The 15497-nt window shown below is 63.2% G+C and carries 15 protein-coding genes and 1 tRNA gene; 14 read left to right on the forward strand and 2 right to left on the reverse strand.

The features are described 5' to 3' along the window. The first annotated feature begins 45 nt into the window (after positions 1-45). Positions 46-2340 carry a xanthine dehydrogenase family protein molybdopterin-binding subunit gene (locus tag XM53_RS16315; protein ID WP_057795309.1) on the forward strand — a complete coding sequence of 765 codons (2295 nt, stop codon included), beginning with the start codon at positions 46-48 and terminating at the stop codon, positions 2338-2340. Beyond that, a complete protein-coding gene (locus tag XM53_RS16320) occupies positions 2318-3394 on the forward strand; it encodes a DUF2235 domain-containing protein (RefSeq protein ID WP_057795235.1) in 1077 nt (358 codons plus the stop codon). The genes XM53_RS16315 and XM53_RS16320 overlap by 23 nt, the downstream gene beginning before the upstream one ends. A 66-nt stretch (positions 3395-3460) precedes the next feature. Here the strand turns inward: XM53_RS16320 and XM53_RS16325 are convergent, their stop codons facing one another. After that, a complete protein-coding gene (locus tag XM53_RS16325) occupies positions 3461-3958 on the reverse strand; it encodes a PaaI family thioesterase (protein WP_057795237.1) in 498 nt (165 codons plus the stop codon). Between the two features lie 714 nt (positions 3959-4672). Continuing rightward, entirely contained in the window at positions 4673-5539 is an 867-nt protein-coding gene (gene metF / locus XM53_RS16330; RefSeq protein ID WP_057795240.1) for a methylenetetrahydrofolate reductase [NAD(P)H], read from the reverse strand. 101 nt (positions 5540-5640) lie between these two features. On the opposite strand from metF, the gene XM53_RS16335 reads away from it, so the two are divergent. From XM53_RS16335 to XM53_RS16390, 12 genes are all read left to right on the forward strand, one after another. Continuing rightward, positions 5641-6564: a LysR family transcriptional regulator gene (locus XM53_RS16335; protein ID WP_057795242.1), complete on the forward strand. Its 924-nt coding sequence runs from the start codon at positions 5641-5643 to the stop codon at positions 6562-6564. A 62-nt stretch (positions 6565-6626) separates the two neighbouring features. Then, a complete protein-coding gene (locus XM53_RS16340) occupies positions 6627-7511 on the forward strand; it encodes a carbon-nitrogen hydrolase family protein (RefSeq protein WP_057795244.1) in 885 nt (294 codons plus the stop codon). Positions 7512-7592: 81 nt separating this feature from the next. Next, on the forward strand, positions 7593-7811 hold the full coding sequence (gene infA / locus XM53_RS16345; protein WP_005978431.1) for a translation initiation factor IF-1: 219 nt from the start codon (positions 7593-7595) through the stop codon (positions 7809-7811). An 89-nt stretch (positions 7812-7900) separates the two neighbouring features. Beyond that, the gene (locus XM53_RS16350) at positions 7901-8488 is read left to right on the forward strand and encodes a Maf family protein (protein ID WP_057795246.1); all 588 of its coding nucleotides are present in this window, start codon (positions 7901-7903) and stop codon (positions 8486-8488) included. Beyond that, on the forward strand, positions 8485-9507 hold the full coding sequence (locus XM53_RS16355) for a ribonuclease E/G (RefSeq protein ID WP_057795248.1): 1023 nt from the start codon (positions 8485-8487) through the stop codon (positions 9505-9507). Before XM53_RS16350 ends, XM53_RS16355 begins: the two co-directional genes overlap by 4 nt. Next, positions 9504-9698, forward strand: a complete 195-nt coding sequence (locus XM53_RS16360; RefSeq protein WP_057795250.1) for a DNA gyrase inhibitor YacG — start codon at positions 9504-9506, stop codon at positions 9696-9698. Before XM53_RS16355 ends, XM53_RS16360 begins: the two co-directional genes overlap by 4 nt. Positions 9699-9778: 80 nt before the next feature. Continuing rightward, positions 9779-9853, forward strand: a tRNA-Phe gene (locus tag XM53_RS16365). A gap of 144 nt (positions 9854-9997) precedes the next feature. Further along, positions 9998-11194, forward strand: a complete 1197-nt coding sequence (locus XM53_RS16370; protein WP_057795310.1) for a tyrosine-type recombinase/integrase — start codon at positions 9998-10000, stop codon at positions 11192-11194. Then, positions 11191-11934, forward strand: coding sequence for a hypothetical protein (locus tag XM53_RS16375; protein WP_057795252.1), 744 nt, complete (start codon positions 11191-11193; stop codon positions 11932-11934). Before XM53_RS16370 ends, XM53_RS16375 begins: the two co-directional genes overlap by 4 nt. A 128-nt stretch (positions 11935-12062) precedes the next feature. Next, positions 12063-12305, forward strand: coding sequence for a helix-turn-helix transcriptional regulator (locus XM53_RS16380; RefSeq protein WP_057795254.1), 243 nt, complete (start codon positions 12063-12065; stop codon positions 12303-12305). A 36-nt stretch (positions 12306-12341) separates the two neighbouring features. Further along, positions 12342-12629 (forward strand): hypothetical protein, encoded by a 288-nt coding sequence (locus tag XM53_RS16385; RefSeq protein ID WP_057795256.1) that lies wholly within the window; start codon positions 12342-12344, stop codon positions 12627-12629. Positions 12630-12743: 114 nt separating this feature from the next. Further along, complete coding sequence (locus XM53_RS16390; RefSeq protein ID WP_057795258.1) at positions 12744-15053, forward strand: bifunctional DNA primase/polymerase; 2310 nt, start codon at positions 12744-12746, stop codon at positions 15051-15053. Positions 15054-15497 lie beyond the last annotated feature (444 nt).

Genomic DNA, 15497 nt, shown 5'->3' on the forward strand with positions numbered 1-15497 from the left:
CGGTAGATTTCCCGCGTAAAGGTGTCCCACATGACCGAGCAGCGCATGGCCAAGTTCGGCCGCTCGCGCCCCGTGAGCCGGATCGAGGACCGGCGGTTTCTGACGGGGGCCGGGCGGTACACGTCCGATTTGTGGCCCAAGGGATGCTTGCGCGCCTATGTGCTGCGGTCGGTCGAGGCACATGCGGACATATCGGTTGATGCGCGGGCGGCGCGCGAGGCGGACGGCGTGCGCCTTGTGCTGACGGCGGACGACCTGTCGGCGGCGGGGATCACCGACGGGATGCCGGCGCTTTTGGTGGAAAACCGGGACGGCAGCATGGGGGCCGCGCCGAGACGCCCCCTGCTGGCCGAAGGGCGCGTGCGCTTTGTCGGCGAGGCGATCGCGCTGGTGGTGGCCGACAGCCTGGACGCGGCGCGGGATGCGGCGGAGCTGATCGAGGTGGAGTATGACAGCCTGCCTGTGCATCTGGAGCGCGCGCCGGGCGGGCAGACGCTGCATGAAGAAGCGCCGGACAACCGGGCGTTCGATTTCGGCATGGGGGACGCGGACGCGGTGGAGGCCGCGCTGGCCGGGTCGGCGCATGTGGTGCGGATGGCGCTGGAAGTTAACCGGGTGATTTCCAACCCGATGGAGACCCGCAGCGTGCTGGCGCAGATGGAGGAGGGCCGTCTGCACATTGCCTATGGCGGGCAGAATGTCTGGAACACCAAGGCGCACGCCGCACGCATCCTGAAGATGGACGCGGACGATATCCGGGTCTGCATCCCGGATGTTGGCGGCGGTTTCGGTACCAAGGCGCCGGACTATCCCGAGACCCTGCTGGTGGGCCAGGCGGCACGGATGCTGGAGGCCCCCGTGGCCTGGGTGGCGGACCGGACGGAAGGAATGCTGTCGGACACGGGCGCGCGGGACCTTTGCCATGAGCTGGTGATGGGGCTCGACGAGGATCTGCGGATCACGGCCTACCGCGTGGACACCGCGATGAATCTTGGGGCTTATAACAGCCCGCTGGCGCAGAACATCCAGACCAACCTCTTTGCCAAGGTGATGATGGGGGTCTTTGATATCCGCGCGGCGTACCTGCATGTCGAGGGGTTTTACACCAACACCACGCCGGTCGATGCCTATCGCGGGGCGGGGCGGCCCGAGGCGATCTATGCGCTGGAGCGGATGATGGACCATGCGGCGCGGGAATTGGGCGTGGATGTGTGGGAGCTGCACCGGCGGAATTTCATCCGGCCCGAGCAGTTTCCTTATACCACCGCCTTTGGCGAGACCTATGACGTGGGCGATTTCGCGCGGGTGCTGGACAGTGTCGCGGCGCACGCGGACCAGGACGGGTTCGCGGCGAGGCGCAGGGAGAGCGAGGCGCGGGGCAGGCTGCGGGGGATGGGCTTGTGTTTCTATATCGAGAGCATTCTGGGCGACCCGGCGGAGGGCGCGCAGATCGAGTTCACCGACGAGGGCGTGCGGCTATACGTCGGCACGATTTCCAACGGGCAGGGGCATGAGAGCGTCTATGCGCAGTTCCTGAGCGACCAGACCGGCGTGCCGGTGGAGCGTATCAAGATCGTGGCCGGCGACACCGACCGGATCGCGCAGGGGGGCGGCACGGGCGGGTCACGCTCGGTCACGGTGCAGAACAACGTGACGCTGGTGACGGTGGACGCGGTGGTGGACGCGTTCCGGCCCTACCTGGCCGCGAAGATGGGCGTCGATGCCGACGCGGTGGAGTTCGACCACGAGACGTTCCGCGCGCCGGGATCGAACCAGACGCCGACCCTGCTGGAGGCCGCCGCCTGGGCGCGGGCGGACGGGCGCGAGGATTTGCTGAACCACAAGAAGCGCGCGGATCTGGAGGCGCGGTCCTTTCCCAACGGTGCGCATGTCTGCGAGGTGGAAGTCGACCCCGAGACGGGTGCAGTCACTGTGGCGCGCTACACGGTGGTCGACGATTTCGGGACCCTGATCAACCCGATGCTGGTCGAAGGCCAGATCCATGGTGGCGTGGCGCAGGGCATCGGCCAGGCGCTGTGCGAACGGGTGGTGTATGACGCGGACGGGCAATTACTGACCGCGAGCTTCATGGATTACGCGATGCCGCGGGCGGACAACGTGCCGATGATCGGCTTCGACACCGAGCCGGTGCCGTCGACCACGAATGTCATGGGCATGAAAGGCTGCGGCGAGGCCGGGACCGTGGGGGCGATGGCCGCCACGGCGAACGCGGTGTTCGATGCGCTGCACGACCGGGGCGTGCGCCGGGCCGACATGCCCTTTACGCCGCACCGGGTCTGGATGATGTTGAGCGGAAATGAGCTGGACGAAACGCGTTAGCCGGGCCGTCCGGCGGCTTTTTGGCCTGACCCGTGGCGAGCGGGCGCGGATCAAGCATGGCCCGCGCGGGGCGGTGACGCATGTGATCATTCTCGACGGCACGATGTCGTCGCTCGATTCGGGGTTCGAGAGCAATGCGGGCCTGACCTTCAAGCTGTTGAACGAGGCGGTGGGCGCGGGCATGTCGCTCTATTACGAGCCGGGGGTGCAGTGGCCGGACTGGCGGCGCACCGGCGACGTGATGCTGGGGCGCGGGATCAACCGGCAGATCCGGCGGGCCTACGGCTATCTTGCGTCGCGCTATCGCCCCGGCGACCGGATTTTCCTGTTCGGGTTCTCGCGCGGGGCCTATGCGGTGCGGTCGCTGGCCGGGGTGATCGACCGCGTCGGCCTTTTGCGGGCGGAACACGCGACCGAGCGGCAGGTGCAGACGGCCTATCGCCATTACCGCGAAGAGGCGACGAGCGTGGCGGCCGCCGATTTCACCCGAGAGCTGTGCCACGCGTCGTCGCCGATCGAGATGGTGGGCGTGTGGGACACGGTGAAGGCGCTGGACTGGTCCGGGCCGCTGATCTGGCGGCTGCTGACGCCAAAGAACGCGTTTCACAGCCACGCGCTGGGCCCGCATATCCGGCACGGCTATCACGCGCTGGCGCTGGACGAGACACGGCAGGTCTATGCGCCGGTGATGTGGGAAACCGGGCCGGGCCGCACCGCGGGCGAGGGCCGGGTCGAGCAGGTCTGGTTCCGGGGGACGCATGGCGATGTGGGCGGACAGCTGGACGGGTTTCACGCGGCGCGGCCCTTGTCGAACATCCCGCTGGTCTGGATGCTGGAGCGGGCCGAGGCGCATGGGCTGGTGTTGCCCGACGGCTGGCGGGCGCGGTACCCGATGGACGCGCTGGCGCCCTCGGTCGGGAAATGGCGGGGCTGGGGCAAGATATTCCTGTTCCGCAAGGCACGGGTGGTGGGTCAGGACCCGTCCGAGCGGCTGCACGAAAGCGTGCGGGGACGCGGCGCGCCGGACGCGCCGGATGCGCAGCCGGTGGTGTAGGCGCGGACAAAACTTTTCGGAAAGTTTTGCCAAATCTTTTGTTGCAAAAAGATTTGGCGCGGGCGGTCAGACGGCTTCCATGATCAGGCAGGTGGTGCTGCCGGTGGCGTAGAGCTTGCCGTCTTCCTTACCGCGCAGTTCGCCCACCGCGGTGGCGGTGCGGCGGCCGCCATGCTGGGTGGTGCCAGTGGCCAGCGCCGCCATGCCCAGCGGAAGGGCGCGGGTGATGTTCACCTTGTACTCGAGCGTCGTGTAGACCTGGCCCTTGTCCAGCAGGGTCATCACCGCGCAGGCCATGCAAGAGTCGAGGATCGCGCCATACCAGCCGCCATGGACCCCGCGCATCGGATTGAGGGCGCCGAAGCCGGGTGTGCCTTCGAACACCACGCGGCCGGGATCGGCAGAGAGCGCGGTGAAGCCGAGCGTGGCGCCGATGGGCGGCGCGGTCAGGCGACCCGCGATCATGTCGCGCATGAAGTCGAGGCCGGAGCGCGACAGGAGCGCGTCCATGTCGGGCATCTGGTCGAGCGATGTGGCGGTGAAGGGGGCGGGCGTGTCGGTCATGGCGGCACGCTAGTTCGGGCCGGGGAGGGTGGCAAGCCCGCCCCGGCGGCGGGGAATGAAAGCACCACGGCGTTCGCAGGTCGTGGCTGTGATGGAGGGTCCGCGTTTTGATGCGCAGAAGGTTTGCGATTCATGTCGCGGTGCCTGGCAAAGGTCGGCTGTGCGGGACAAAGCTGCCATTCACGAGGGAGGCGAGCGTCAGCCCAAGGGAGGGGCTGACGATCGCCGGGCCGCATCGCGGCTGTTAACCGGCCGGGGGCTCGACGCCAGTGTCACTCACGGACTCGAACCGTACATTCGCTGCGGTAAAGATGAATGGCCGAAATGCGGACATAAAAGACGTTTGATCTACAGCCCCGGCGCGGAAACAGGCCGCAGGCCCCGCGCCATCGACGGGCCGCCCCCACGGCCCGGCGATTGGGTGATGTTCGGCGCATCGCTCAATCCTGTTTCGGATTTGATCTGGATAAAGTGCTGCCGAACTACCGTCGGATCGCCGCGCCGCGGCCCTTCGATGGCGCTCGGGGATATAGATCACACGTGTCCGCAAAGGACTCGAACCTGACGTTCGAGCACGGGTCAAGCACGCGTCGCATTACCTGCGCGCCTGACAGGTGTGCACGAAAAAGCCCCGCCTTCGCGGGGAAGGCAGGGCCAGGCGGTTGCGACAGCCCCGGGGAGGGGAGTGTCACAGGGATCGTGAGTGATCGGGCTTCAGGCGACGTCGCGCAGCGCGACCTTGGGCGTGATGCCCAGGGCGTGACACACGTCGCGCGTGAGTTCGGGGCGGTTCAGCGTGTAGAAATGCAGGTGCTCGCACCCGCCCTCGATCAGTTCGCTGCAGAGTTCTGTGGCCAGTGCGGTGGCCAGCAGCGTTTCACGGTCGTCGCGGGCGGCCTTGGTGAACGCCTCGTCGAGCCAAGCGGGGATCTTGGTGCCGCAGGCGTTGGCGAACCGCTTGGTGCCGGCCCAGTTCTCGATCGGCAGGATGCCGGGGGTGATGGGTGCATCGATGCCCGCAGCGGCACAGGCGTCGCGAAAGCGGAAGAACGCCTCGGTGTCGAAGAAGAACTGGGTAATCGCCTCGGACGCGCCGGCGTCGATCTTGCGTTTCAGGTAGTCGATATTGGCCTGGGCATCCGCCGCCTCGGGGTGCACCTCGGGATAGGCGCCGACGCGGATCTTGAAGCGGTTCATGTCGGCCAGCGCCGAGATCAGCTCGCAGCTGTCGGCAAAGCCCTCGGGATGGGGCGTGAAGCCGTCCGCACCCTTGGGCGGGTCGCCGCGCAGGGCGACGATCTCGTTCACGCCGGCATCGGCGAAGTCCTGGGCGATGGCGAGGGTCTCCTCGCGGGTGGCCTCGACGCAGGTGAGGTGGGCGGCGACGTTCAGGCCGCTGGATTTGTGCAACGTGGCCACGGCATCGCGGGTGAGTTCACGGGTGGTGCCGCCGGCACCGTAGGTGACCGAGACGAAGCTGGGATCGAGCGGCGCGAGGGTCTGGACGGTGTCCCAGAGGCGGAACGAGGCCTCCAGCGATTTGGGCGGGAAGAATTCGAAGGAAACGGTGGGTGTGCTCATGACGGGTATCCTGCAATGGGGTGTTGGGACCCTTGTCGCAGGCGCGCGTATGTGAGACAACTTCATAAAATTCATGGTTTGAATGAGGTGGGCTAATATTCATGCATATCGACTTTCGCCATTTGCGCACGATCCGGGCCATTCACCAGGCCGGGGGTCTGGCCCGTGCGGCGGAGCTGCTGCACATCACGCAGTCCGCGTTATCCCACCAGATCAAGGGGTTGGAGGATCAGGCGGGGGTCGAGCTGTTCGTGCGGCGGTCAAAACCCCTGAAGCTGTCGGCGGCGGGGCTGCGCCTGTTGCGGGTGGCCGAGAAAGTGCTGCCCGAGGTCGAGGCGCTGGAGGCGGAATTCAGCGGATTGCGGCAGGGCAGCGCCGGGCGGATGCATATCGCCATTGAATGCCACGCCTGTTTCGAATGGCTGTTCCCGGTGCTGGAGCGATTCCGCCAGACCTGGGCGGAGGTGGATATCGACATTCGCCCTGGCCTTGCGTTCGATGCGCTGCCGGCGTTGCAGAAGGAAGAGGTGGATCTGGTGGTGTCGTCGGACCCCGAGGATCTGGACGGCGTGATCTTTCAGCCGCTGTTCGATTACGAGCCTTTGTTTGTCGCGTCGAGCCAGCATGTGCTGGCGGGCAAGGATTTCGTCGAGGCGGATGATTTCCGCGACGAGACGCTGATTACCTATCCGGTGGACCGTTCGCGGCTGGATATCTTCACCGAGCTTCTGACGCCTGTCAAGGTGGAGCCGCGCGCGGTGCGGCAGATCGAGCTTACGGCGGTGATCCTGCTGCTGGTGGCGTCGAATCGCGGCGTGGCTGTGCTGCCCGACTGGGTGTTGCGGGAGCAACGGACAAGTTCGGAGTATGTCACGCGGCCCGTGACCAAGACCGGCCTGACCAAGCGGCTGTATGCGGCGATCCGCGAGGACGAGGCGGACAAGCCCTATATGGCGCACCTGATCCGGCTGGCGCGGGAGATCCCGGTGCGGATGCAACGGCCGGTGGAGCGAGAAGCGGTCTGAGTGGCGCCTGACCGGCCGGGTCGTTAGGATGCCGGTGAAACCTGTCAGGGAAAGCGAATAAGATGAAGATTGCGACTGCGGCCTATCCGCTGGACGAGTTCGACAACTGGGACGCCTATGCCGAAAAGATCGAGGCCTGGGTGGCCGAGGCCGCCGGGCAGGGGGCCGATCTGCTGGTCTTTCCCGAATATGCGGCGATGGAGCTGGCGCCCTTGGCGGGGCGCGCGGTGACGGCGGAGCTGGAGCCGTCGCTGCGGGCGGTCTCGGACCGGATGCCCGAGGCCGACGCGCTGCATTCCACTCTGGCGGGCAAGTATGGCGTGCATATCCTTGGCGGCTCGGCCCCGGTCTATGACGACGTGATTGGCCCGCGCCCGGTGAACCGCGCGGCGTTCTTTGCCCCCGGCGGGGCCAAGGGCGTGGTGGACAAGCAGATCATGACGCGCTGGGAGCGGGAGCCTATGAATTGCGTGGGCGGCGGGCCGTTGAAGGTGTTTGACACCGCGCTGGGGCGGATCGGCGTACTGATCTGTTATGACAGTGAATTCCCGCTGCTGGGCCGGGCGATGCAGGACGTGGACATCCTGCTGGTGCCGTCCTGCACCGAAACGCTGGCCGGGTACTGGCGGGTGCGGATCGGGGCCATGGCCCGCGCGCTGGAGCAGCAATGCGTCAGCGCCATGTCGTCGCTGGTGGGGCCTGCCGCGTGGTGCGAGGTCTGTGATGTGAACACCGGCGCGGGCGGCGTCTTTGGCCCGCCGGACATTGGCTTTCCGCCCACGGGCGTGCTGGCCGCAGGTGAACTGGATGCGCCAGGTTGGACCTATGCCGAGGTCAATCTGGAGAAAATCGCGCTGGTGCGGGCGGATGGCGGGGTGCTGAACCGCGCCCACTGGACCGAGCAGTCGGGACGCGACGGCGCCCCAACAGTTGAACGGCTGCAATGATATTTGACTTGAAAAGACGGGGGAATGGGGCCATTTAGACGCCTGTCCTGCAACCGGCAGGGCGGAAACCAAGGAGAGACCATGGCCAAGGAAGATACGCTCGAATTTCCAGGTGTCGTGAAGGAACTCCTGCCGAATGCGACATTTCGGGTCGAGCTAGAGAACGGCCATGAGATCATCGCCCATACGGCAGGCAAGATGCGCAAGAACCGCATCCGTGTTCTGGCAGGCGACAAGGTACAGGTGGAAATGACACCTTACGATCTGACCAAGGGTCGGATCAATTATCGGTTCAAGTAGCGCGAACCGCAGGTTTGCGCCGTGCGCGGAAGCGTTTCACCCGAGGTGAAATGCGTGCGCACCCCGTTGACTGTTATGGAAGCGGAACGATGCAGCCGCCAAGACTGATCCTGGGGTCCGGCAGCCCGCGACGCCGGGATCTGCTGGCGCAGATCGGCGTCGTCGCCGATGACGTGCGCCCGCCCGACATTGACGAAACCCCCGAAAAGGCCGAACTGCCGCGCCCCTATTGCATGCGGATGGCGCGGGAAAAGGCTCTGGCCGTCGAGGCCGGGGCCGACGATATCGTGCTCTCTGCCGATACGACCGTGGCGCTGGGCCGGCGCATCCTCGGCAAGCCCGAGGATGCAGGCGAGGCGGAGGACTTCCTGCGCAAGATGTCGGGGCGGCGGCACAAGGTGATCACGGCGGTGGCCGTGCGCCGCGGCGCGCGCATTTGGGAGCGCGACGTGGTCAGTGACGTCAAGATGAAGCGGCTGGATGACGACGAGATCACGTTCTATCTTGGCACCGGCGACTGGCAGGGCAAGGCCGGGGGATACGGCATCCAGGGGCCTGCGGGGGCGTTCATCCCGTGGATCCAGGGCTCGTTCACGGCCATCGTGGGCTTGCCGCTGAAGGAAACGGCGGGGCTGCTCTTGGCCGCGGGATATCCAGTCTGGAAGGAAAAGACATGAAGGGACGCGTGGTGGCGCTGGGCCAACTGGGCGAGTTCGAGGCGGCGGCGCTGATGGAGGATGGCGTGCTGTCCGATCTGCTGGTGGACAATGACCAGCCGCGCCCCGGCACGATCTATCGCGCCGTGATCGAGCGGCCGGTGAAAGGCCAGGGCGGGTTGTTCGTACGCACACCCGACGGCAACGGATTTTTGCGCCAGGTCAAGGGGATGAGCGCCGGCGGCACGGTACTGGTGCAGGTCACGGGCTATGCCGAGCCGGGCAAGGCGATTCCGGTGACCGCCAAGGTTCTGTTCAAGAGCCGCTACGCCATCGTGACGCCCGGCGCGCCGGGGATCAACGTGTCGCGGGCCATTCACGATGACGACTTGCAGGACCGATTGATGCTGATCGGCAAGGATGGGATGGCGGGCGATGACAATGGCCTGATCCTGCGCTCGGCCTGCGCGGGCGCGGACGAAGACGCCGTGGCCGAGGACGTGGCGCGCATGGCCGAGTTGGCCCGCGCGGTGATGGCGGATGCAAACGGCAAGCCCGAGAAACTGGTCGAGGGGCCAGGGCCGCACGAGTTGGCCTGGCGCGACTGGCCGGAGCCGGAGATCTGGGACGAGGACGGGCAGGCGTTCGAGCATCACGGCGTGCTGGATGCGGTCGAGGCGCTGGCCAGCCCGCGCGAGGACTTGCCGGGCGGCGCCAGCCTCTATGTCGAGCCGACCCGGGCGCTGGTGGCGGTTGACGTGAACGCAGGCGGCGACACGTCCCCGGCGGCGAGCGTGAAGGCCAACATGGCCGCGGCGCGCGCCTTGCCGCGGGCGCTGCGTGTCCGGGGCCTGGGCGGGCAGGTGGTGCTGGACCTGGCACCCATGCCCAAGAAGGACCGCAAGACGTTCGAGGCCGCCCTGCGCGCCGCGTTCCGCCGCGACACGGTGGAGACGGCCCTTGTTGGCTGGACGCCGCTTGGGCATTATGAATTGCAACGCAAGCGAGACAGGCTGCCGCTGCCGAAAGGTGTGATATGAGTTGCCCGATTTGCGGGGAAGACACGGTGAAGAAATACCGCCCCTTCTGTTCCGACCGCTGTGCCAACCGAGACCTTGGCGCGTGGCTGCGCGGCGATTATGCCATTCCGTCCAGCCGGTTGGACGATGCCGAGGAGGTCGCCGACGCATTGGAAGAGGCGCAGAACGCGGCCACGGGGAAACCCCACTGAAAAGTGGCAAAAACCCACTGGACAGTGGCGTGGCCCTCGCCTAGAAAGCCGAAACCCGAACGGCGCGCCCGTTCACCCGTGCCCGGGTAGCTCAGGGGTAGAGCAGTGGATTGAAAATCCTCGTGTCGGTGGTTCGATTCCGCCCCCGGGCACCATCCCTACTTCCATAGATGTCCAGCACGATCCAACTCGTTGTTATTTAACGAATTGGAGTCCAGTGATGTCTGTGGAAAACTGGTGGCAGCCGAAAGAAATTGGGGTATAATCCGGGGTGTAGATTATTCGATTCCGTTGTGCCCATGCCTCTTACCGATACTGCCATCCGCAATCTTGATCCAAGAGAAAAACCCTTCAAGATCAGTGACTCGCAGGGTCTGTTCCTGCTTGTGAACCCGAATGGTTCCCGGTTGTGGCGCTTCAAGTACCGCTTCAACGGCCGGGAAAAGCTGCTCGCACTCGGAAAGTATCCGCTAGTCGGGCTCAAGCTGGCTCGCGAAAAGCGTGACGAGGCAAAACTTCTGCTCATCGATGGCTACGACCCGTCCGCGGAACGCCGGAAGCGGCGTCGCGAAGAGTTTCTGAACGAGGGGATCTCTTTCTCTGATCTCGCGGCGGAATATGTGGAAAAGCTTCAACGCGAGGGGCGAGCCGGTCAGACCATGCGAAAGCTTGCATGGATGATTTCTCTCGCAGAGCCCCGGCTCGGCGATCTCGAGGTCAAGCAGATCGAGGCACAGGATGTGCTGGCATGCCTGCGTGTCGTCGAGTCCGAGGGCAAGTTCGAGACCGCGACCCGGCTGCGATCCACAATCGGCTCGATCCTTCGCTACGGGATTGCGACAGGGCGTCTGACGGCCGATCCCACGGCAGCGCTGAAGGGCGCTCTTGCCCGGCCTCAAAAGCGTCATCGCTCGGCCCTTGTAGACAAGGAGGCGTTCGGTGAACTGCTGGCGAAGATCGACGATTATACCGGTGAGCCTAAGACCGCTATTGCCCTTCAGCTCCTTGCACTGGTGGCACCGAGGCCGGGGGAGCTACGCCTTGCTGCGTGGGATGAGTTCGATCTTGAGGAACGGGTCTGGCGCGTACCGGCCGACCGGACCAAGATGCGCCGCCCGCATCGGGTTCCGCTCCCGCGTCAGGCTGTGGAGCGCCTCAGGGAACTGGAGCGGTTTCGGACGAAAAGCGGTCTGCTCTTCCCGTCCACACGGAACTGGCGGAAAGCTATCTCGGAAAACACCCTCAATTTGGCACTTCGCAGGCTCGGCTATGACCGGGAGCAAATGACGGCGCACGGGTTTCGGGCAAGCTTTTCGACAATCGCCAACGAATCCGGCAAATGGAACCCGGATGCAATTGAGCGTGCGCTTGGTCATGTCGAGGGGAACGACGTCCGGAGGGCCTATGCAAGGGGGGAGCACTGGGACGAACGCGTCGAGATGGCGCAATGGTGGGCAGATCAGCTGGACCAGTTCCGGGAAAGGGCACAAGGATGACTGAGTTCTTGCATGGCCAGCACCAAGAGGGACCCGGGGTATTGGGGCCTGATGCCGCCGCACGGATCAAAGACGCGACTGGGCTGGACCTCAGGGCGGATGTCAAACTCGACAACTTCAGAGCGGCTCTCAACCATCTAGTACAGGAGGCCAGTATCACGGCCCTGTCCGCAGATCCAAGGGGACAACGCAGAATGCTGGCAAGGCTTCAGAAGGCCTATTTCGACTATCTGGAGCTGGCGCGAAAACTTCGTGACCTCGACCTTTATCCGCCCATGCCCCCGGTTGCCTGGCAAATCGATACGCGGAATTGGCTCGTGGACACAAATGAACGTCTGCAGAAAATGGGGAAAAGGCAGTCGCGACCCGGGTCGAAGAGTTCACTGTACCCACGGACTATTGGCCTGTTTTCTGCAGCTTTCGGTGCAGCTCCCACGATCTGGTACGAGAAGGAGCCGGCCAATGCCTCGCCGCTGGTTCGATTTGTCAGGGCGCTGGTCGAGGAAGCAAGAGGCTGTGTTGAACCAAAAGCACTTGGCGTAACGGGGAATACCTCACAGGAGCGAGTCGACAAGCTCTGGCTGGAGCAAACCGGTCCGGCCATTTGTGAAGGTCTCAAGAAAGCAAAGAAAGAAATACGAAAGTCGAACGAAAACGGGGAGCCCGGCGCCAGGACCGGGTCTGATCCCGAGTGGATGATCCACGCGGAGTTCTTTTCTGCCATAATGGGAATGCGCTGATATACCTTGGAAAGAAAACCTCGATACGTTTCCGTCTCGAGCAATTCCTACCGCGGTCGTCCGAAGAGCTTCAGAAAGGTCCGCATGAGCTCAGTTGCAGCTCTTGCGAACCCGAAAGGAGCAAACTCTTGGAAAACATCAGGACAACAACCAAACCCTGGCGCGATTGTGCGCCGGACGGCCGTTTGCTGCGGCTGCCGGAGATTCTCGAGCGTACGGGCCTCTCCCGATCCCAGATCTACGAGATGATTGCGGCCGGAGACTTTCCCCCGCTGATCAAGCTTGGCCGTCGTGCCGCAGCTCTGCCCGAGGCTTGGCTGAACTGCTTTGTCGAAGAGAAAGCCCGCCGGGCGCTCGAGCGGACCAACTGACGGCCCTCTTCACCTAAAACACACTGGAAATCTCTCATGTTCGAAAATTCCCCGATCCCGCCTGAATGGGCGCACATGTACACGCAATCTCTGGCTGATCTGGAACGCAACGGGGGCGCGCGTCGCTTCCTCGAAGCAATCGTAGATATCGAGATCCGGCAACGCATCGAGGCGGCCGAAATCTTCGGTCGCGAGGCCGCTGAAGAAGCACCGGCTCATTATTCGCTGTGCGGCCAGATGATCCACGTCCGCCTCGCAATCAATCTGGATCTCATCCCGCCCGAAAAACGGGAGCGCGCCGAAAGGGAATGGCGCAAGGTCTGACACAAATCGGGGATAGCTTCCGCGAAAACGCCGCTCCAAGGGGCATTCGGAGCGGCGTCTTTTCTCTGACATTTATCACATGCCGGTTTCCGGAATGAGCCAAGAGATCACACAATGCGACATAACAAGAACAGGCGCGTCAGGCAACGCGTCAATCTCGAGTGCGCACTCGCGCACGCAGCTGCGGGGATCAAGATTATTCCCGTGCGCACCAAAACTGAAATATCTCCGAGCGGAAACATCCGAAAGGCAAAGAGCCCGTTTATAACGGACTGGCCAGCGAGAGCGACGACCGACGCAGAAACGATCAGGGCATGGTTCGACAAATTTCCCGACGCGGCTCCGGCCATTGTGACGGGTGAAGAGAACGGTTTTGACGTCCTTGATATTGACGTAAAGAAGGATTGCGACGGGTTCGAGGAACTCAGGAAACTCAGGATCCCGAACGGCGCCCTGTCTCCAGTCCTTGTCGACACGCCCAGTGGCGGTACGCATTACTATTTCAAACACCATAGTGGCCTTCGAAACAGTGAAGGGGAACTCGCTCCCGGCATCGATGTTCGCGCCGATGGCGGGTACGTCCTTGCGCCTGGCGCCGTTGTGGAAATGGGTACTTACGAAGTGCTCGTCTGGGATGTGCGTGACAACAGGGACCAGCTTACAGACTGGCCGAACCAACTGGTTGCCCTTTTCAACGGGCACAAATCCGAAATCTTGAAGGTCCCGGAAGGACTGTCCCGCCGCTTGCGCTCGGCCCTGATGGCTATCCCGAATGATACGTCGAACCCGGATGCCGAGTCCCGTTCGTGGTGGCTGAGGATCGGGGCCGCGCTTCACTACGAAACCGAAGGATCCGAAGAAGGCCTTGAGCTGTTCCACAAATGGTCGATGGGTTGGCACGATTACGACCCGGATCACACGGAGCAGCTCTGGAAATCCTTTGGGCGCAAAAGTGGCAGGCCGTGTACTGGCGCAACGATCTTTGCCGAAGCGCGACGCCACGGATGGTATGATCAATCCCTGCTTGACGGGGGGGACGGGGATCGTGAAACGAACACGCCCATCGATCAACGTCTGCAGTTCCTTCTTGACCGGTATGTCGCTGTTCGCGTCGGTGCGGCCTTTGCGGTTCTCGACAAGGAGACTGCGCCCGAAGGCAAGCCGTTCCTAACCTGGCCAGCCTTCCAGCAGCTCTACAGCCACTGGATCTCGGGCAGTGTGCGACTCACAGGACAATGGGCCACAAGTCCCAATCGGGAAGTCTACGAAAAGGGGGTTACATTTGATCCCTCAGGCAAGATCCGGCGCGGAGCCTATAATTTCTGGCAAGGATTTCCCGTCAATCCCGAACCTGGCGATTCCAGTGTTCTGACAGATTTTCTGTTCCGGGATATCTGTGGTGGCGATTCGTGCAGCTACCAATTGCTCATGACCCACTTCGCTCATCTGGTTCAGTACCCGGACGACAAGCCGGGCGTCGCACTCGTGCTCAAGGGGCCGAAAGGTGTCGGCAAGGACACTGCAATTCTGTCTCTGCGTGCCCTTGTCGGCGCCCATTATGCCTACGCCACAAGCCCCGAAGATGTGCTCGGCAAGTTCAATGTCATGCTCGTCCAGGCGCTGGTCGTGCATCTGGAAGAAGCAACATGGGGTGGGGACAAGAGGGCGGCCAAGAAGTTTCAGGGGCTCATCACCTCAGAGACCCTGCGGGTCGAGCCGAAGGGTATCGATGCCTACACGACACCGAATTTCTCGAGGTTCATGCTCTCTACAAACGACGATTGGGCGGTGCCTGCCTCGGGTGAGGACGAACGGCGCTACGCCGTCATCGAGGTCCCGGACCATTGGGCGGACACCTCCTCGAGAAACGAGAAATGGCGCTCGAAGAAAGTGGCGCACTTCAAGCGGGTTCACGCGAGCATCAAGGACCGGGCTACACTGGCAGCCTGGATGCATCACCTGCTTTTCTGGTGCCGTGAGGATGGGCAGGATCTGAGAACTGCCGTTCGTCTGGCACCGAGGAATACTGCCCTTGCCGAACAGAAGGCGTCCGGGTTTGGTGGTCTAGACGCATACTGGTTCGATATCCTTGTTTCCGGTCAACTGCCGGACGGCATTTTTTGGGGCGAGGATGGCGGCGAGATGGCCACGGCCGACCTTCAGTCAGCTCTTTCATCATGGTTTCGCGGTCGCCGCGGCGAAGGAAATCCTCCGGGGTCCAGGACCATAGGCAAGCGTCTTGCCAAGATTGCCCCGAGCGTGCGCCGGGAGCGAGAAACCTCAGGTGAAAGACGAGGGTACTACTACAGGCTCCCCCCCCTCTCCGCCGCGAGGGGGGAGTTTGCCAAGGCGCACGGGGTCGCCTTCGAAGACCTCTACGATGAGGAGGCGATAACCGCGCGCAACCTCTTCGAGCTGGTTTGACAAGATCCTTCCGTTCTCTTCTGCATGTAAACGGACGACGAACAGGGCAGTTGGAAACCGCTTGGTTTCAGAGACTTGTCCTGTTTGTCCCGTTTGCCTCAAGAGGAAGTTGAATTAATTCGCGGCTTCGCCGATGCTTCACGAGTTTCCGGTCTCAATGAGACATTCAGGTTAAAGGAACTCTCCGGCATTGTTCTGCACCGGTTTCCAAAATATATGCTGAGGTATCAAAATACCCCAAAAATTTTGTCGTACCGGGGCTCGGCGCACCCCCTGACGTGCCTGCAAGGCCGCCAAGTACCTAAGCGGCCCTTATCCCTGGATCATAACCCCAGATCAAACTGTATTTTTTGACGGAGTATGGTCAGTTGCGGCCATGCGGTAGTTATCCGAACTTCCAGCAGGACAAAGATAGTGCAGTTATTTCTGAAACACCGATTGCGC

The organism is Roseovarius atlanticus (assembly GCF_001441615.1).
Classification (GTDB): Bacteria; Pseudomonadota; Alphaproteobacteria; order Rhodobacterales; family Rhodobacteraceae; genus Roseovarius; species Roseovarius atlanticus.